The 19,478-nt window shown below is 54.5% G+C and carries 9 protein-coding genes, 2 tRNA genes and 3 rRNA genes; 1 reads left to right on the top strand and 13 read right to left on the bottom strand.

Annotated features, from left to right (window positions below):
- From HG264_RS04580 to HG264_RS04520, 13 genes are all read right to left on the bottom strand, one after another.
- Entirely contained in the window at positions 1–1,311 is a 1,311-nt protein-coding gene (locus HG264_RS04580) for a flippase (RefSeq protein WP_169406548.1), read from the bottom strand.
- Positions 1,308–2,414, bottom strand: a complete 1,107-nt coding sequence (locus HG264_RS04575) for a nitroreductase family protein (protein WP_169406547.1) — start codon at positions 2,412–2,414, stop codon at positions 1,308–1,310. Before HG264_RS04575 ends, HG264_RS04580 begins: the two co-directional genes overlap by 4 nt.
- A gap of 396 nt (positions 2,415–2,810) precedes the next feature.
- Positions 2,811–5,219, bottom strand: coding sequence for a glycoside hydrolase family 65 protein (locus HG264_RS04570; RefSeq protein WP_169406546.1), 2,409 nt, complete (start codon positions 5,217–5,219; stop codon positions 2,811–2,813).
- Entirely contained in the window at positions 5,219–6,778 is a 1,560-nt protein-coding gene (gene otsB / locus HG264_RS04565; protein ID WP_256663775.1) for a trehalose-phosphatase, read from the bottom strand. The genes HG264_RS04570 and otsB overlap by 1 nt, the downstream gene beginning before the upstream one ends.
- Positions 6,779–6,904: 126 nt before the next feature.
- Positions 6,905–8,683, bottom strand: coding sequence for an ABC transporter ATP-binding protein (locus HG264_RS04560; RefSeq protein WP_169406544.1), 1,779 nt, complete (start codon positions 8,681–8,683; stop codon positions 6,905–6,907).
- Positions 8,676–9,830, bottom strand: coding sequence for a beta-glucosidase (locus HG264_RS04555; protein ID WP_169406543.1), 1,155 nt, complete (start codon positions 9,828–9,830; stop codon positions 8,676–8,678). Before HG264_RS04555 ends, HG264_RS04560 begins: the two co-directional genes overlap by 8 nt.
- Positions 9,831–9,850: 20 nt before the next feature.
- Positions 9,851–11,107 (bottom strand): UDP-galactopyranose mutase, encoded by a 1,257-nt coding sequence (gene glf / locus HG264_RS04550; protein WP_372240221.1) that lies wholly within the window; start codon positions 11,105–11,107, stop codon positions 9,851–9,853.
- A complete protein-coding gene (locus tag HG264_RS04545; protein WP_169406542.1) occupies positions 11,095–12,279 on the bottom strand; it encodes a glycosyltransferase family 1 protein in 1,185 nt (394 codons plus the stop codon). The genes glf and HG264_RS04545 overlap by 13 nt, the downstream gene beginning before the upstream one ends.
- A gap of 383 nt (positions 12,280–12,662) precedes the next feature.
- Positions 12,663–12,778: ribosomal RNA gene (gene rrf / locus HG264_RS04540) — 5S ribosomal RNA — on the bottom strand.
- A 151-nt stretch (positions 12,779–12,929) separates the two neighbouring features.
- Positions 12,930–15,820, bottom strand: a 23S ribosomal RNA gene (locus tag HG264_RS04535).
- A gap of 303 nt (positions 15,821–16,123) precedes the next feature.
- Positions 16,124–16,199, bottom strand: a tRNA-Ala gene (locus tag HG264_RS04530).
- A gap of 26 nt (positions 16,200–16,225) precedes the next feature.
- Positions 16,226–16,302 (bottom strand) — tRNA-Ile (locus tag HG264_RS04525).
- A gap of 163 nt (positions 16,303–16,465) precedes the next feature.
- A 16S ribosomal RNA gene (locus HG264_RS04520) occupies positions 16,466–18,002 on the bottom strand.
- Together the 16S, 23S and 5S rRNA genes with 2 tRNA genes alongside form the textbook arrangement of a ribosomal RNA operon.
- A 617-nt stretch (positions 18,003–18,619) precedes the next feature.
- Between HG264_RS04520 and phbB the strand changes: the two genes are divergently transcribed.
- Positions 18,620–19,366: an acetoacetyl-CoA reductase gene (gene phbB, locus HG264_RS04515; protein WP_169406541.1), complete on the top strand. Its 747-nt coding sequence runs from the start codon at positions 18,620–18,622 to the stop codon at positions 19,364–19,366.
- Positions 19,367–19,478: the final 112 nt, after the last annotated feature.

The following is a 19,478-nucleotide window of genomic DNA, read 5'->3' as shown; positions in this document are numbered from 1 at the left end:
CTAACCTCGCCTCAATTCTTTGATCGTCTCGGGTACGCTGATGAATGCATGAAACAGCATGCTTTTGCTCATCATCACGAACAACGCCCGAGTCTTGCTCGACAGCAGCAGGCTGAAATAGCCTGCTATGGAATAAGAAATCAAAGTAGCAACGGCTGCACCCGCCACGCCATGACTTCTGATAAAAAAGTAATTCAAAACAATATTGCTGATCGCACCGAGTCCCTGGGTAATCAGGGAAAAGATGAAAACTTCTTCCAGAATGATCCACTTGCTGAACAGCGCCCGCATGAATACGAATATCGACGCGAATATGTGGACTGAAAGCACCTGCGCCGCAGCCGAGTAAGCATCGCCATACAGCAGATCAATCACCCAGTCAGAGAGCAGAAATACCACAACAGACAAACAGAAAGCTGAAAGGAACAGCAGGTCGAATATGACTTGCATCAGCCGCTTGTACTTCTCTTCGCTGTGATCACGTACATCAATGATCTTCGGAAAGATGGATGCCATCAATACTGTCGGAATGAGATACCAGGCTTCCGACAGTTTGGAAGCGGCGGCATATTGGCCGACGGCATTATCCCCCAAGATATACTGCAACATGATCTGATCTACCTTGAGGTAGATCACAGCAGACAGTGAACCCAGAAAAATAAGAAAGCTCTTGCCAAGCAATTCCTTGGTCAAGGGCCAGGAAAAGTCGAAACGGAACGAGCGCTTCAGTGCCAGAGCGTAGATGACCAGAATCAGCGAGGTCAGCATAATGATGACCACATGCGCGGCCGCGATCCATACCAAGCCTAGCCCCGCCACCGCAAGGATGATCTTGAGGCCGTTTCCACCCAGCTGGCCTACCGCGCCGGCGATAGCGGCATACTTCGCTTTGACGCGCGCCTGAAACCAGTCGATCAAGACCTCGAAGGGCGTAAAAAACAGCGCCAGTCCGATCAGGGCCAGGACCAGAAAATCCCGGTCCTGGCCAATGAACCAGGTGCTGATCAATATCGCATAGGCGATGAACGATGCGACCACCTTGGTCATAAAAACCGACGAGAGGATACGGTCTTCTTGATCCGGCCTTACCCGCAACTCCTTGACCACCAGACCGGTCAGCCCAAGGTGACAGACAATTGTCAGCAAAGCCACCAGCGACAGCGCGTAGTTAAGATAGCCAAAATCTTCCGGGCCCAGGTAACGCGCCAGCACCACTGTCGCCGTGAGGCCAATGCCCAGCATCAGAATTTTTTCGCCGAGCATCCAGCTGGAATTGGAAAGGTAGCGCTTGAACTCTAAAGCTGCCTTCATTCGCCGTGGGCACCCAGACTGCTATATACGCGCGCCTCGTCGAGGGAGAGTTTTTGTGAATAGGGGACCAGGCCTTCTTCTGCGGCGTAGCCGACAGAAATGAACATCACGATACGTTCGTCGGGCTCAAGGTTCAGCAACCTGGTCGCTGCATCTTCCCGCTCGGGGATGTCTGGCCAGTTGATCGAACAGGAAGCAACGCCCTGGGTTTCCAGCGCAAACATGAACGACATCGCGGCCAATGCGCCGTCGATATATATAACGTGCCGGTCACGCACGTGCGGGTAAGCGCGAAGCCGCCCCACCACCGCTACCATCGCTGGAAAGTTATGGCTAAACCCGGCCACACCCATAGGCAGCTCGGACACCTGCGCTACCGAACCCGGGTCGTCAAAAATCATGAACTTGTAAGGCTGGCGGTTGCAGGCGCTGGGAGATTGGACAGCCATGGCCACGGCGTTATCGATTATGTCACGGGGTACCGGGCGGTCCTGATACCAACGCACCGATCGGCGGCGCATGCACAGTTCTGTAAACGACTGGAAATCCACCGGTGGCGCTTGCATATATGCAGCAAAGGGCACTCTTTCTGAATCGGGATGGCGCAGGCTTGAGGCACAGGAATAAGGTGAAGGCAGCTCTCGGAAAACAGCGCGGGCAGCGTCGATATTCGGATGATTTCCGGCGGTTTCGAAATACGACTTGAGTACGTCGTGCGCCCAGCTGACTTCGTCGCGGTCCACGGTTCCGGCCAGCGAATCGCGATAGGAGTCGACTGTCTGCATGATGTAATCCACCGCAAACACATCGCGGCGAGGCTGCATGATCAGTCCTTTCTCAATGCGATGGATGGCGCGCCTGAGGAAATAATTAACCGATTCGGTACCGGATTGATTCTCTTCATGCCGAAGATGGCCGCCAACCACCGCACGTGCTTCCCGATCAAACGCATCGGAGAAAAAAGCATAATGGAACCGCCGCAGAATAGCTGAACGAGACAATGCACGTAGCCAGGCGAGCGAAAGTTTTCCTTGATACTGCTTCAGACTTTGAATGCTTTCTGGCCGCAGTACTTTCTTCAGGGCTACTTTCAGCTTTTCCATTTTCTTAACTGCACCATGATTAGTTGATACGCTGCGAAGGTCAATAAAGCCTATTTGATATCATCGAAACATCATCGTCGGCCAATACTTAACCATTTGGCTGTCGTTATGATTTCAATGGATAAACTTTACAGGGATATCGCCGATATGACTTTTGAGAGGGCGCGAAGTTTAGTCCTAATCTGCGATTTTTACAATTTGAATACTTTGTCACATTTTAAAACAAGAGAATCACGACCAAAGCTTGCTCGAGATTGCCAAGTTTGTTAAACGACGCATCTGACCTATGCCCCGCTTCGTGAGAAGTGTGGCAGCTTCCACCGCGCGATCCAACTATTCCAGGCTTGAACGCTCACAACCTGGTTATGTCGATATGAGATATCGAACAGCCATACGTTATACTCGCTGCGCCTTGCGCCGTGGAACATCAAGCCGCTTACCCGCCCCTAACGTGTATAGAGTGCCGTCCAGCATAACCTTATGTGGCCCCGCCCAGTCATCTGGCACCGCCAGCCTTACCAAGTCATGAGTGATCTCCAGCTCCAACCAGTGTCCTCTGAAGCGTAGACGCAAGCGCATGGACGACACCTCCTCCGGCAGGCCGACGTCGAGCGAAAGAGTGTCGTCGTGAACCTCGAGCCCGGTCTGGCCGCGCTGGATCAGGTCGACAGTGCCAGCCATGGCACCTAGATGTATTCCCTCAGCAGTTGTACCGCCCTGAACATCGGCAACATCGCTTTCCAGCGCCTCGTTCAATAAAGCCCAGGAGTGACGGCGATCGCGTCGCGCCAGAACCCATGAGGAAACGATTCGACTGAGCGTCGAACCGTGGGAGGTGCGCTTTTCGTAATACTCTATGGTGCGCGTTTTCCAGCCGGCATCCAGCTGATACCCAAGCTGCTCAAAAAGGCTATCGAGCTCATGAGCCGAGAACAAATAGAGCAACATCACTACATCGGCCTGCTTGGATGCTTTGTAACGGTTGACTGTATCGCCCTCCGCTTCCAGCAGACGATCCAGGCGGTGAATATCGCCGTACTTCGCTCGATAGCCATCCCAGTCGAACTCTTCAAGGCGCTCATAATCTTCGAACTGGCTGATGATCCCTTCATCGTGGAACGGCACGAAGAGTTTCCGACTGATGTCGTCCCAGGTATCGGGCTCAGCGGGTGACAGGCTCAACGCCGCGCACAGCTCATTCTGACACTCTGTACCGACTATCCGGTATGCGTCGATTGCGCGCTGCAGCACCCAAGCGACCATGACATTGGTATAGGCGTTATTGTCCAGCCCGGGTCCGTCCCGCCAGGGATACTGATCGTGAAACTCATCCGGCCCCATCACACCACAGATATCGTAGCGCTGACGCTGCGGATTCCAGGTCACGGCGCTGGCCCAGAAACGCGCTATTTCAAACAGCATTTCAGCGCCGAAGAATCCAAGGAATTCCCGGTCGCCGGTGACTTCGTAATACCGCCACACGTTGTAGGCCACCGCAGCATTGACGTGTCGCTGAAGATAGCTGTGATCTTCGATCCAGCGTCCGGACTTGGGATTGAGGTGCACCCGCTGACTTTCTTCCCGGCCATCACTGCCGCTCTGCCACGGGTACATCGCGCCCTTGAATCCGGCCTCGGCGGCTAACCGGCGCGCTTCATCAAGCCGACGGTAACGGTAACGCAGCAACGCGCGGGTTACCTCCGGAATGCGCGAATTGATAAAGGGAAATATGAACAACTCATCCCAGAAGATGTGTCCCCGGTAGGCTTCCCCGTGCAGCCCGCGGGCGGGTACGCCGACATCAAGGTCGATGGTATGTAGCGACGCCGCCTGCAGAAGGTGGAATATATGTAGCCGTAGAATCATCTGCGCACGGTCACTGCCCTCCAACACCACATCGCAGCGATGCCAGAGTCGAGACCACGCCCCGGCATGCGTTTCAAGCAGCTCGGCAAACTTCCCATATCGCTCGATCGCCTGTCGGGCGGCCAGAGCCGGCTCTGAAATGGCGTTGTCCCGGGACGTATAGAGTCCAACTACCTTTTCTATCCGGGTTGCCACGCCCGGCTGTACGTCAAAGCCAAGGGTCTGGCCGACATAATCGTCCTCGACGATCAGGGCGCGATCGACGTTCAACCGTCTGTCTTGCTGGTACGCTTCGGTGCGTGCGGTCTGGGCGATACGCAAGCGCGATTGGCTGGTTTCGCTCAACAGTTCAATTGCATTCTCGCCAGCCGGCCCCGCAGCCAGGGTGATCAAATGCGTGCTTGAGAGCTGGCTGTAACGTGCTACGCCGGCATTGATGACACGCCCATCCAGGGCCGTGCAAACCGTCATCCGGCCGCCCCAGTTTTCAGGTGTGATATCCCAGCTCAACGCGGCCAGGTGCGGATCGCCCATATGCACAAGGCGTCGGGTAGCCAGCGTGGTTTCCCTTCCATCACGGTCGCGAATCCGTAAATTGCGTTCCAAAACCCCATTCTTGAGGTCAAGCTTCTGCTTGTAGCTCAGCACGTCGACCGCAAGGAGATTGAACCAGTCGCCATCCTCGGGCTTAAAGCTCAGACACAGCCAGTTCGGCATATTGACCAGATCTTCGTTAACGATCTCCCGTCCTGCTATTTCCGTAGCCAGACGATTGTAGCCGCCGGCGAGATAGGTGCCGGGGTAATGGATGTCACCCGCTCCAGCCTCCTCTGCCGCACCGCGCGTGGCAAAGTAGCCGTTACCCAGCGTACACAGTGCTTCACGCAGCCCCTCCTGGTCCGGCTCGAAACTGTGATACTCCAGCGACCAGGTGGTCATCAGGTCCGCTCCTGCAGCTGCGTAAGTCTCGACAGAAATTCTGCAACAGAGTGCGTATCAGCAAGACGATAGTGCGCAGCCGTCACACAGGGTTCGGTGGCGACCAGGATGCCGATACCCTTGCGTTCGCGCAGCGCAAGAAAGGCGTCTTCATCGGTCTCGTCATCGCCCAGGTAAATCGGGACTACCTGGTCAGGGTGATCAAGGTCGAGCGCACTTAGCAGCCAACTCAGCGCCTTGCCTTTATCCCACGGCAGACTGGGGCGTAGTTCGAATATTTTCTTGCCGCCAGCCCTGCGCAGGACCGGAGCGGCTTGAGCTATCGCCGCATCGACTGCCGCACTGACGGCTTCGATATCAGAGTCGGCGACTAATCGATAATGCACGGCGATGGCGTAGCGTTTGCGCTCCACCAAGGCGCCCTCAATGGGCGCAAGCTTGTCTCGCAGAAGTCTTTCGGACGAATCCAGTGCGGGCATAACGCCCTCGGCTTGCCTGTTTTCCATGCATAAACCGCTCGGACCCTTGATATCAAAGCCGTGACTGCCGGCATAAATCAGGTTTTCGAGAGCCACCAGTTGTTCAACATCGCGGCGGTCACGGCCGCTGATGATCGCCACGGTATGCCGCTCGGCCAATTGCACCAGCGTCGTGCGGGTCTCGTCGCTGAGCACGGCCATCTCCGGGCGGTCCACAATCGGCGTGAGGGTCCCATCGTAATCCAGAAAGACGACCGGCTTCGCGCGCTCGAGCCGCTTGGCGATAGCGTTGAAGTCCGCCAATGCATCGGGAAGAAGCGATTCGTCAGCTGGCGGCGACAGAACGACCTCACCCAGATCATCAACAACGTGATGTGCGCCGCATTCGAGGAGCTGGTCGCGCATGGTACTGCTGCGGTCTATGCCGATAACCAGCCGGTAACCCGCGTCGCGCGCGGAACGGACACCTGAAAGTGCGTCTTCGACTCCAAGCGCTTGCTGCGCCGGCACGCCCAACAACTCAATGGCCTTCTCGAAAATGTCCGGGTGCGGCTTGCCTTTGAGTCCAAGGCGGATCGACTCCAGGCCATCGACTCGCGCGTCGAACAGATCGCTTAATCCGGTCTTCTCCAGCACCACCAGGGCGTTCTCGCTGGACGTTACAAGAGCGGTCTTCAGGCCGCGCTCGCGTAACCTGCGAATAAGCGCAACCGTGGTGTCGAACACCTCGATTTCGCCCTGCTCGAGGAGATTTTTAAACAATAGATTCTTGCGGTTGCCGAGACCGCAAATAGATTCTTCTTCAGGCGAGTCTTCGGGCGTACCGTACGGCAGGGTTATAGAACGGGATTCAAGAAAGCCCGCGACGCCTTGATAGCGGGGCTTGCCATCCACGTAGCGAAGGTAGTCGGTGTGATCATCGAAGGGCCGAAAAGGCTCGCCGCCCTGCGCGGCCCGCTTAAAAAGATAAGAGTCGAACAGTGTCTTCCAGGCTGCGCTATGGACAGTGGCAGTTCGTGTAAGCACCCCGTCCAGGTCAAATACAGCGGCACTGAATGCTGCGGTATCGATGGTAACCATACTCGCCCCCTGACTTGGCATCTAAGCTCTTAGGTGCCTATGCAGTGTAGTCGTTCCGAGCGATCTTATTATCAAAGGGAGCTGCGCAGATGTCGTCGCCAAGGTCAGTCGGTAAGGCTCGGCGGGTTATTCCGCGGTCATGCCCTGCGCCTGCAGCCGCCACAGCGTATCAAACTCACCAGCCAGATTACGCAGCTCCTGTGGCGAGCCATCTTCCACGAGCTGTCCGTTTTTGAGCACAATGATTCGGTCGAAGGACGCCAGGGTGGAGAGACGGTGGGCTACGGCAATGACGGTACGGTTCTGCACCAGATTATCGAGTGCTAACTGAATCTCCGCTTCCGACTGGCTATCCAGCGCCGATGTCGCCTCATCGAGTATCAGTATTGGCGCATTCTTGAGAAATGCCCGAGCGATCCCGAGACGCTGGCGCTGCCCGCCGGAAAGCATTACGCCCCGCTCTCCCACTAGCGTGTCGTAACCCTGGGGGAGCTCACGGATAAAACCATCGCAAAATGCCTGACGTGCAGCTTCGATAACTTCGCCGTCGCTGGCGTTTGGGCGGCCATAGCGAATGTTCTCGCGGATACTACGGTTGAACAGCGCGGTCTCCTGCGGAACAACGGCGATTTTCTCGCGCAGACTGTCCTGGCTGACGCTGCGTATATCCTGCCCGTCAATGAGGATGCGCCCGCTCTGCACGTCGTCGAGACGCTGGATGAGACTGATGAGTGTCGATTTGCCCGCGCCCGACGGGCCGATGACCCCAACTTTCTGATCCGGGTTGATGCGCAGATTGAAAGCATCGAATACCCGTCGATCTCCGGGATAGCTGTAACCAACGTTGTCGAACAGGATCTCGCCTTCTGCTAACGCCAGCGGTGCGTCCGGATCCTCCAGCCCATGGGGCTGCACAATGATGCGCAAGGTATCGTCAATCGCGCCGATCTGCTGCGTTGTGTCAACCAGCGCCAGAGCCAGATCGCGCGAACCATGCAGAATCCGGAAGGTCAGTGCGCTGACCAATACCACGTCCCCGGCGGTCACCTGACCCGAGGACCATAGCGATATAGCCCAGATCAGCATGCCGCCGGCCATCAGCGCGAGACATATGTCATGTAGAACGCGTGCCTTTTCGAGATACATCCAGCTTCGACGCTGAGCCCTGGCTTCATAGCCAATTTCTGAGGCCAGACGCTCGCTCTCTCTGTCTCTGGCTGAAAACGCCTTGATCGTCCAGACGTTGGATACCGCATCAACCAGCTCCCCGCCAACCCGAGCAGCCTGCGCCGCGAAGCGCTGATGCTTGGCCCGCCCCTGGATTCCGAATCCGGTGATCAACGCGGCGACAATCGCGACGAACAGAACGAGTGCCACCGCCATTCGCCAGTCAACCGTGAACAGCAACACCACTGCGCCGAGAAAATCCACGATTGGCGGTATGATTTTCCAGGCGAGACCGCCGTAAATCGCGCCTGCCGAGGCTCCGAGCGCCGAAATGCGATTCCCCAGCGATCCGGCAAAATGTTCATGAAAATATCGCATCGGGTGGCCGGTGAGATGCTTGAACAGATCCACCCGAATATCCACAACACTGGCGATGACAGTCCGACACCCGAGCCAGCCACCTAACCGCCAGAGTACGTTTTCAATGACTATCAGGCTGAGAAACAACGACAACGGGAACCACACTGAGGCAGTGGCCTGGTTGTCCTCCGCCATCGCATCAACCAGCAGCTTCATTCCGTACTGTACGGCTACGGCGCATCCGGCGGCGCCCACAATCAGCAGAAACAGCCCCCCGAAATGCCACGGCCTCTGAATGACGTAATGCCAGAGAAATGCCAGTGGGCGATTAGGTAACCTGGGCCGTGAAATGGTGGCTGGGCTTTCGATATTATTCATGGCCAAGGTTGGTCAGGACGGCTGGCTCGGCTGATGGATCGAACCGCGCCTGCTGGGTTTTCAACTCATCGGCAAGCCCTTTATGTATCGGACGCTGACCGTTCGCATCAGGAAAACCGAACAGGCCGACTGGGCAATGACGCTCGTCCGTCCACCCGGGATAATCGACGATGGGATACAGGCAGATACCTTCAACCGGAACGCCGTGCTGCATGGCCAGCCAGACCTGCTCGCCTACATAGCGCAACCAGTCTCCACGCAAGTCGCCTTCTGCGCCAGTCTCCGCGACCATAAGCGGCCGCTTGTATCGGTGATATATCTCGCTCAGGATTCCTCTCAGCGGACGATAGTCAGGGCTGCCACGTTCTATCACCGGTCCGTTGAGATACCATTGATTGTCGGAATAGTAATTGACGCCGACGATATCCAGGTACTGCGGCGCCCCGCCCAGCCCAGGCCAAAGCTCGCCGCAGAGCATGTCCCACGCCTGGAACTGGGACAGACGGAAATTTTCAGCGTCGCGCACCGGACCGGGACGATCATTCGAAGCAATAACATGAATTGCCGGGTCGACCTGAACGAAACGTGCGCGTGGCTCAACCTCGCGTATCGCGTCCATAGCCGCGATGGTAGCCCTGATCAACTGGTGCTTCAGCTCAAAACCGCGCCCGCGGGCCATCGGATTGAAATAGGCTTCATCTCCCCCCGCCCATGACCAGAAGGAAATTTCGTTGAGCGGCGAGTAGTACGGCACGGCGTCCGATTCGTCCTTTACCAGCTGCGCAACAGACGCAGCGTAGCGTGCAAAGTGCTCGACAAATTGTGGTCGCCAGATATCAATGTGATCAGGCCATCCATAGTGGCAGAGATCCCAGATCACCTGGGTCCCCTGCCGCTCCGCAGCCTTTAGTATGGGTAGAAAGCTGGACCAGTCGTACTGTCCTGTCGCGGATTCGATTAAATGCCAGCGCAGACCGTCGCGCACGCTGTTAATCCCGAACTGCTGTAATAGGGCATAATCCTGTGAAGCCCATTCAACATGTCCAGTAACATCAAGCATGTCGAGACGTCGCCCGTCACTGCGTCTATGGTTCGAACATTCGAACCCCCCCAGCAGAAAACTTTCGAACAGACTTGGCTGATGCATTGCCCTCTTCCTCTAGCTTGCTACTGGGCCGTGTTGGAGCGCTGTTCCGTAGTGTCACCTGCCATCACTTCTGCACCGGCCTTGGCTTCGATACGCTTATAAAGGGCCAAGGCCTGACCCACCACCTGGTCCATGTTGTAGTACTTGTAAGTCCCGAGTCGCCCCAGAAAGGTGACGTTGCTAACGGTATCGGCGAGCTTCTGATAACGCTTGTAAAGCTCATAATTTTCAGGCCGTGGGACCGGGTAGTACGGATCGCCATCATCCGATGGGAACTCATAAGTGATACTGGTTTTAGCGTGGACCTGACCGGTGAGATGCTTGTATTCACTGATGCGGGTATAAGGTATCTCCTCGTTGGGATAGTTCACTACGGCTACCCGTTGAAATTGCTCCTGGTCCAACGTCCGATGTTCGAATTTCAGGCAGCGATACGGGAGTTCGCCGAACCTGTAGTCGAAAAACTCATCCACAGGACCGCAATATATCAGGTGGTGATAGGCTACTTCGCTCCGAATTTCGCGATAATCCGTGTTCAGCATTATCTGGATATTCGGATGATTCAGCATCGCTTCAAACATCCGGGTATAGCCATGCTTCGGCATTTTCTGAAAGGTGTCAGTGAAATAGCGATCGTCTGTGTTGATACGTGTTGGCACCCGGGAGGTCACCATTTTATCCAGCTGAGACGGGTCCAGGCCCCACTGTTTGCGCGTATAACCACGGAAGAACTTTTCATATAACTCGCGCCCGATCTGGCTTATGACGACATCCTCACTGGTCTTGATATCTCCGACAGGCTCAGCTTTTGAAGCGAGAAACGCAGCGGCCTCGGTATCGCTTGCAAGATGCAGGTCATACAGTTTGTTGAGCGTGGTTCTATTGATCGGAATGGGTAATATCTGACTGTCTACCATCGCCAGAACCCGATGCTCATAGGGTCTCCATTGCGTAAATCGGGAGAGGTAGTCAACAATCCGCTGGGAGTTGGTATGGAAAATATGCGGCCCATAGCGGTGGATTAACACCCCTGCATCATCGTAGAAATCGTATGCATTTCCGCCAATATGAGGCCGCCTGTCGACAACCAGCACCCGCTTGTTCAGGCCTGCAGCGAGCCGCTCGGCAATAACGCTACCGGCAAATCCAGCACCAACAATAAGGTAATCAAAGCTGGCGGTTCGGTTGGGCTTAAGCTCGAAGAGATTTCGCATGCGCGTACTGGAGCCACCCGAGAGTGGGCTAGAAATATCATCAAGTGCTGTTATATCTCGCATCTGATTTTCCCCATCATCAGCTCCCACGTGTTATCCCAGGACATATCACCGAGTACAGCGTCTGCGGCGTCACAGAACTTGGCATGGTCGCTTGCGCTCCTCAGTGCATCCTGCACCGACTCAACAAAGCGATCCGGGGTGTCTCCGATATAAACAACGTCCGTATCCCCGTATGTACGGACCACATCCTTGATGGGAGTGGATACGACCGGGCAACCGCCCGCCAGAAATTCAGGCGTTTTCGTTGGGCTGATGAAACGGGTAGATTCGTTCAATGCGAATGGCATGATAGCTACGTCCCAACCAGCCAGGTATTCCGGCAATTCTTCGTAGGTCTTCGCGCCTAGATAATAAAGATTTGACCGCTGCGGGAGGCTGGCGGGGTCTATCTTCACCACAGGCCCGACCAGCACGATATGCCACTGCGGACGAAGATCTGCGATTTTAGTGACCAGATCGATATCCAGCCGTTCGTCGATGACGCCATAGAAACCGAGGCGCGGGTGTGGAATGTTCGCCTGGTCAAATGGGTCAGTTTGAATATGCCGTGCAGAGGAGAAATGCGCGATGTCCACACTGCTTGGGAACGCGTGAACATTGCAGTGAAGCTCCCGTTTAGCCTCCCACAAGCTGAAACCGCCGGTAAAAACAAGATCTGCGCGCCGCAACAGCTCATGTTCGAGCTCAATCATCTCAAGCGGCGCGCCGCGGAACGCTGAAAGCTCATCCATGCAATCGTAGATTGTCAGGCATGGACGCAAGCCATCGGTAATATTCAATGCCATCGGCGTATAAAACCAAAGCACTGGCTCCTCAACCCCAAGTCGGTAAAGGAAGTCTTCGAGCAGTTCACGCTGCAGTTGCTCAGCCTTCTCTGCTATACAACCCTGGGGAAGATGCGGGATCAACACCCGCACGCCTTGTTCTTCAAGGCGAACTTCAAGCCAGGGCTGTGCGTTATCGGATAGCAGTGGCTCTTCGAAAAAAAGGACATTGAAGTCGCGGGTAAACCTGCACATCAGATGCTGTGGACGCTGGTAAACAAAGTTCCAGCGTAGGTGAGACATAACCAGAAGCGTCGGAAGATGATTGGAAAATGCGAGCCCTGCAGCTGCGAGGCTCGGATTACGAGATTTGCCGATATTGGTTTGGAAGGGGCCCGCCCAGCTCATATTGCACCCTCGATCGACCGGTGCCTACTGGGTTCCACTCATCAGGCGCACGGCGCAAAAAAGTCAGCGCGGCCATGCGCAGATGCGGAATATCAGATAAGAAAAACTTGTTGCAGTCGATACAACAGCGACTTTCAATAGCAGCACCCAGACAAGGAGCGCCTAGCTTATTGACGCAGCGAAAACGAATCGGTTCCCTGTCGTTGACAGGCTTGAAATGAGACGAGCGACGGCCCGATTTTCAGATGAGGTATGGCGAACAGAAAGTAATTTGCGTTGGTGATCTACGTTGGTTCGCTTCAGGGGGGGGGCCAAACGAATTTTCCGTGCCCAAAAGAGAACACCCCGACCTGTATCCAGATCGGGGTGTTCTCGGTATAAGCGCTTGACGATGACCTACTCTCACATGGGGAGACCCCACACTACCATCGGCGATGCATCGTTTCACTTCTGAGTTCGGGATGGGATCAGGTGGTTCCAATGCTCTATGGTCGTCAAGCAATTCGTTGCTGTGCGGCTGTTAGTCCACACGGCGTAAAGGGTTGGGAGCGTGATAGAAGCTCGGACAAGGGGGTAACTGTCATCTCTGCAGTTCCAGACTGTCGTTCAATCGGTGTCTTGTATAACACGGTAAATTGCTTGGGTGTTATATGGTCAAGCCACACGGGCAATTAGTACTGGTTAGCTCAACGCCTTGCAACGCTTACACACCCAGCCTATCAACGTCGTAGTCTTCGACGGCCCTTCAGGGGAGTCAAGCTCCCGGTGAGATCTCATCTTGAGGCAAGTTTCCCGCTTAGATGCTTTCAGCGGTTATCTCTTCCGAACGTAGCTACCCGGCAATGCCACTGGCGTGACAACCGGAACACCAGAGGTTCGTCCACTCCGGTCCTCTCGTACTAGGAGCAGCCCCTCTCAAATCTCAAACGTCCACGGCAGATAGGGACCGAACTGTCTCACGACGTTCTAAACCCAGCTCGCGTACCACTTTAAATGGCGAACAGCCATACCCTTGGGACCGGCTTCAGCCCCAGGATGTGATGAGCCGACATCGAGGTGCCAAACACCGCCGTCGATATGAACTCTTGGGCGGTATCAGCCTGTTATCCCCGGAGTACCTTTTATCCGTTGAGCGATGGCCCTTCCATACAGAACCACCGGATCACTAAGACCTACTTTCGTACCTGCTCGACGTGTTGGTCTCGCAGTCAAGCGCGCTTTTGCCTTTATACTCTACGCACGATTTCCGACCGTGCTGAGCGCACCTTCGTACTCCTCCGTTACTCTTTGGGAGGAGACCGCCCCAGTCAAACTACCCACCATACACTGTCCTCGATCCGGATAACGGACCAGAGTTAGAACCTCAAAGTTGCCAGGGTGGTATTTCAAGGTTGGCTCCACGCGAACTGGCGTCCACGCTTCAAAGCCTCCCACCTATCCTACACAAGCAAATTCAAAGTCCAGTGCAAAGCTATAGTAAAGGTTCACGGGGTCTTTCCGTCTAGCCGCGGATACACTGCATCTTCACAGCGATTTCAATTTCACTGAGTCTCGGGTGGAGACAGCGCCGCCATCATTACGCCATTCGTGCAGGTCGGAACTTACCCGACAAGGAATTTCGCTACCTTAGGACCGTTATAGTTACGGCCGCCGTTTACCGGGGCTTCGATCAAGAGCTTCGCCGAAGCTAACCCCATCAATTAACCTTCCGGCACCGGGCAGGCGTCACACCCTATACGTCCACTTTCGTGTTTGCAGAGTGCTGTGTTTTTAATAAACAGTTGCAGCGGCCTGGTATCTTCGACCAGCCAGAGCTTACGGAGTAAATCCTTCACCCTAGCCGGCGCACCTTCTCCCGAAGTTACGGTGCCATTTTGCCTAGTTCCTTCACCCGAGTTCTCTCAAGCGCCTTGGTATTCTCTACCTGACCACCTGTGTCGGTTTGGGGTACGATTCCTAGTTACCTGAAGCTTAGAGGCTTTTCCTGGAAGCATGGCATCAACCACTTCGCTTTCTTAAAAGAAAGCTCGTCATCGGTTCTCGGCCTTAGGATCCCGGATTTACCTAAGATCCCAGCCTACCGCCTTAAACAAGGACAACCAACGCCTTGCTGGCCTAGCCTTCTCCGTCCCCCCATCGCAGTAACTAGAAGTACGGGAATATTAACCCGTTTCCCATCGACTACGCCTTTCGGCCTCGCCTTAGGGGTCGACTCACCCTGCGTCGATTAACGTTGCGCAGGAACCCTTGGTCTTCCGGCGTGGGAGTTTTTCACTCCCATTGTCGTTACTCATGTCAGCATTCGCACTTCTGATACCTCCAGCCAACTTCTCAATTGACCTTCACAGGCTTACAGAACGCTCCTCTACCGCACATCCTAAGATGCACCCGTAGCTTCGGTGTATGGTTTGAGCCCCGTTACATCTTCCGCGCAGGCCGACTCGACTAGTGAGCTATTACGCTTTCTTTAAAGGATGGCTGCTTCTAAGCCAACCTCCTAGCTGTCTAAGCCTTCCCACATCGTTTCCCACTTAACCATAACTTTGGGACCTTAGCTGACGGTCTGGGTTGTTTCCCTTTTCACGACGGACGTTAGCACCCGCCGTGTGTCTCCCGTGCTCGCACTCACTGGTATTCGGAGTTTGCATGGGGTTGGTAAGTCGGGATGACCCCCTAGCCCAAACAGTGCTCTACCCCCAGTGGTGATACACGAGGCGCTACCTAAATAGCTTTCGAGGAGAACCAGCTATCTCCGAGCTTGATTAGCCTTTCACTCCTATCCACAAGTCATCCGCTAACTTTTCAACGGTAGTCGGTTCGGTCCTCCAGTGCCTGTTACGGCACCTTCAACCTGCCCATGGATAGATCGCCCGGTTTCGGGTCTATACCCTGCGACTGTTCGCCCTATTAAGACTCGGTTTCCCTACGCCTCCCCTATACGGTTAAGCTCGCCACAGAATATAAGTCGCTGACCCATTATACAAAAGGTACGCAGTCACGGAACAAGTCCGCTCCCACTGCTTGTACGCATACGGTTTCAGGTTCTATTTCACTCCCCTCACAGGGGTTCTTTTCGCCTTTCCCTCACGGTACTGGTTCACTATCGGTCAGTCAGGAGTATTTAGCCTTGGAGGATGGTCCCCCCATGTTCAGACAACGTTTCACGTGCGCCGTCCTACTCGATTTCACAGCTAAGAGCCTTTCGTGTACGGGGCTATCACCCACTACGGCCGCCATTTCCAGGGCGTTCCACTAAACTCTAAACTGCTTAAGGGCTGCTCCCCGTTCGCTCGCCACTACTTGGGGAATCTCGGTTGATTTCTTTTCCTCGGGGTACTTAGATGTTTCAGTTCCCCCGGTTCGCCTCACACACCTATGTATTCAGTGTGTGATACCCAGCTTATGCTGGGTGGGTTTCCCCATTCAGAAATGTCCGGATCATAGCTTGTTTGCCAGCTCCCCGAACCTTATCGCAGGCTACAACGTCTTTCATCGCCTCTGACTGCCAAGGCATCCACCGTATGCGCTTATTCACTTGACCATATAACCCCAAACAATCTGTGCTGTTGCCAGCGCGACTGATGAAGTCACATGTTATATCGACATGATTTCACGACAATCCGGAACTTGCGTTGAGATTACAAGTTACCTTAGCCATAACCCTGTGCAGTGAAACACAGCGCTATGTCTTGTCTTACTTCTATCACTTTCCCAAATTTTTAAAGAGCGGCTGGTGTAAAGACCAGACATCAATGATCTACCGTACGGCAATCATTCATGTATGAACTCTAGGTCCAGCTAAGGCGTTGTTGTTGCGTCGGTACGTCGGTACGTCGGTCTGTCTTGGTGGAGCCAAGCGGGATCGAACCGCTGACCTCCTGCGTGCAAGGCAGGCGCTCTCCCAGCTGAGCTATGGCCCCTTTAAGAACCGTCGCACCTCGACAATTGGTGGGTCTGGGCAGATTCGAACTGCCGACCTCACCCTTATCAGGGGTGCGCTCTAACCAACTGAGCTACAGACCCAATTATCTCGGGCTGCTTCGTTATAGCCAGTTCGCTTTGACCTCACCCTACCTTTTATAAAACCAGGAGGCGCGATCTAACCAACTTAGCTACAGACCCAATCGCCTTTCTATTGAATCAAGTAATTCGTGTGAGTGCTTGAAGAGTGTCGAGATCTATCGATTAAGGAGGTGATCCAGCCGCAGGTTCCCCTACGGCTACCTTGTTACGACTTCACCCCAGTCATGAATCACACCGTGGTAACCGTCCTCCCGAAGGTTAGACTAGCTACTTCTGGTGCAACCCACTCCCATGGTGTGACGGGCGGTGTGTACAAGGCCCGGGAACGTATTCACCGTGGCGTTCTGATCCACGATTACTAGCGATTCCGACTTCACGGAGTCGAGTTGCAGACTCCGATCCGGACTACGAACGGTTTTTCGGGATTAGCTCCACCTCGCGGCTTGGCAACCCTTTGTACCGCCCATTGTAGCACGTGTGTAGCCCTGGCCGTAAGGGCCATGATGACTTGACGTCATCCCCACCTTCCTCCGGTTTGTCACCGGCAGTCTCCTTAGAGTGCCCACCATTATGTGCTGGTAACTAAGGACAAGGGTTGCGCTCGTTACGGGACTTAACCCAACATCTCACGACACGAGCTGACGACAGCCATGCAGCACCTGTGTCTGAGTTCCCGAAGGCACCAATCCATCTCTGGAAAGTTCTCAGCATGTCAAGGCCAGGTAAGGTTCTTCGCGTTGCTTCGAATTAAACCACATGCTCCACCGCTTGTGCGGGCCCCCGTCAATTCATTTGAGTTTTAATCTTGCGACCGTACTCCCCAGGCGGTCAACTTAGTGCGTTAGCTGCGCCACTAAGAACTCAAGGTTCCCAACGGCTAGTTGACATCGTTTACGGCGTGGACTACCAGGGTATCTAATCCTGTTTGCTCCCCACGCTTTCGCACCTCAGTGTCAGTATCAGTCCAGGTAGTCGCCTTCGCCACTGGTGTTCCTTCCTATATCTACGCATTTCACCGCTACACAGGAAATTCCACTACCCTCTACCGTACTCTAGTTCAGCAGTTATGAAAGCAGTTCCCAGGTTGAGCCCGGGGATTTCACACCCATCTTACTGAACCACCTACGCGCGCTTTACGCCCAGTAATTCCGATTAACGCTTGCACCCTCTGTATTACCGCGGCTGCTGGCACAGAGTTAGCCGGTGCTTATTCTGTTGGTAACGTCAAAGTTGCTACGTATTAGGCAACAACCCTTCCTCCCAACTTAAAGTGCTTTACAATCCGAAGACCTTCTTCACACACGCGGCATGGCTGGATCAGGCTTGCGCCCATTGTCCAATATTCCCCACTGCTGCCTCCCGTAGGAGTCTGGACCGTGTCTCAGTTCCAGTGTGACTGATCATCCTCTCAGACCAGTTACGGATCGTCGCCTTGGTGAGCCATTACCCCACCAACAAGCTAATCCGACCTGGGCTCATCTGATAGCGCAAGGTCCGAAGATCCCCTGCTTTCTCCCGTAGGACGTACGCGGTATTAGCGCCCGTTTCCGGACGTTATCCCCCACTATCAGGCAGATTCCCAGGTATTACTCACCCGTCCGCCGCTCTCAAGAGAAGCAAGCTTCTCTCTACCGCTCGACTTGCATGTGTTAGGCCTGCCGCCAGCGTTCAATCTGAGCCATGATCAAACTCTTCAGTTAAAAAACTGCTTGGGTTTTGAGAAAACCCTAAACTTGGCTCAGCTTTACAAATAAACTCGATGAATTCACAGAGTAACTTGCTTGGCTGATAATCTTGCGATCATCGAGCAATTCAGCAAGCACCCACACGAATTACTTGATTCAGATTGTTAAAGAGCGATTCGGCCGGCGCTTCCGCCTGACCAAGGCCGCGCATTCTACGCTAACCTTCTGATCCGTCAAGCAATTTTGTGAAGTATTTTTGCTGCTTCACTTGCTGCTTGAGTGGCCTGAACAGCGCTGCTGTTCCGTGCCAGGGAGGCGCATTCTACAGGAGCCAAGCTCGCTGTCAACACCTTCCGCAAACCTTGATGAGCTTCCTCATCGCTGCGAACAACCGATCCAGCCAACCCTTCGCAGAGCGGCGCATTCTACGCCTTCTTCCCAGCCTGTCAATTGAAAAAAATACGCTCTTTCAAGGATTAAAGCCTGTCAGCGTTTTGGCGCGCACTTAAAGCGCGCCAATAAAATGTCGCTGCAGGGCAGCAGAGTGACGCCTGCAGACATTACTTCCAGCGGGGCGATGCATGAACATATGGCAGGTTTTTCACAGTTTGATAAAAACGAGGGAACAATGGATGAGCATCGCAAAGCGGATTGCCTTGATTACTGGCGGAATGGGTGGGATCGGAACATCGGTCAGTCAACGTCTACATAAGGAAGGTTTCATTGTCGTAGTTACCTGCACACCCGGATCCAACCGGAGAGACCAGTGGCTGAATGAGCAACTGGATGCCGGTTTTGAATTTCACTGCGTTGAGTGCGATATCACCGACTGGGGATCGACGTGCAATGCCTTTGAAAGCGTGCGCCAGAACGTGGGCCCGGTTGATGTGCTGGTAAACAACGCCGGTATCACCCGCGACGGCAGCTTTCGCAAGATGACTGCAGAAAACTGGCACGCCGTCATTAATACCAACCTGTGCGGCATGTTCAATACCAGTAAGCAGGTCATCGAAGACATGCTGCAAAAGCGCCGGGGTCGCATTATCAATATCTCATCGATCAACGGACAGCGCGGCCAGTTCGGCCAAACCAATTACTCCGCAGCGAAGGCCGGCGTTCACGGGTTTTCCATGGCCCTCGCCCGCGAGGTGGCCGCCAAGGGCATCACCGTCAACACAGTGTCCCCCGGTTACATCGAGACCGAGATGACCGCCGCCATCCGCGACGACATTCTCGAAAGCATGATCGCCAGCACTCCGGTCGGCCGTCTCGGTCACTCCCAGGAGGTCGCATCCATCGTCGCCTGGCTGGCCTCGAGTGAATCAGCCTATGCAACCGGCGCAGACTTTTCGGTAAATGGCGGGATGAACATGCAATGACCTTCGACGGCCAGTTTTCATAACGCTTCGGATAAAAAACCTGCTCACAAGCAGGGCTGGATCGAAACTTTCGGGATTCCCCGAGGGCATCTGCTTTCAACTGGATTATAAA

Source organism: Pseudomonas sp. gcc21 (genome assembly GCF_012844345.1).
In the GTDB taxonomy this organism is placed as follows: Bacteria; Pseudomonadota; Gammaproteobacteria; order Pseudomonadales; family Pseudomonadaceae; genus Halopseudomonas.
Note: the sequence above shows the minus strand (reverse complement) of the source record. Positions and strands in the feature narration are given on the sequence as shown.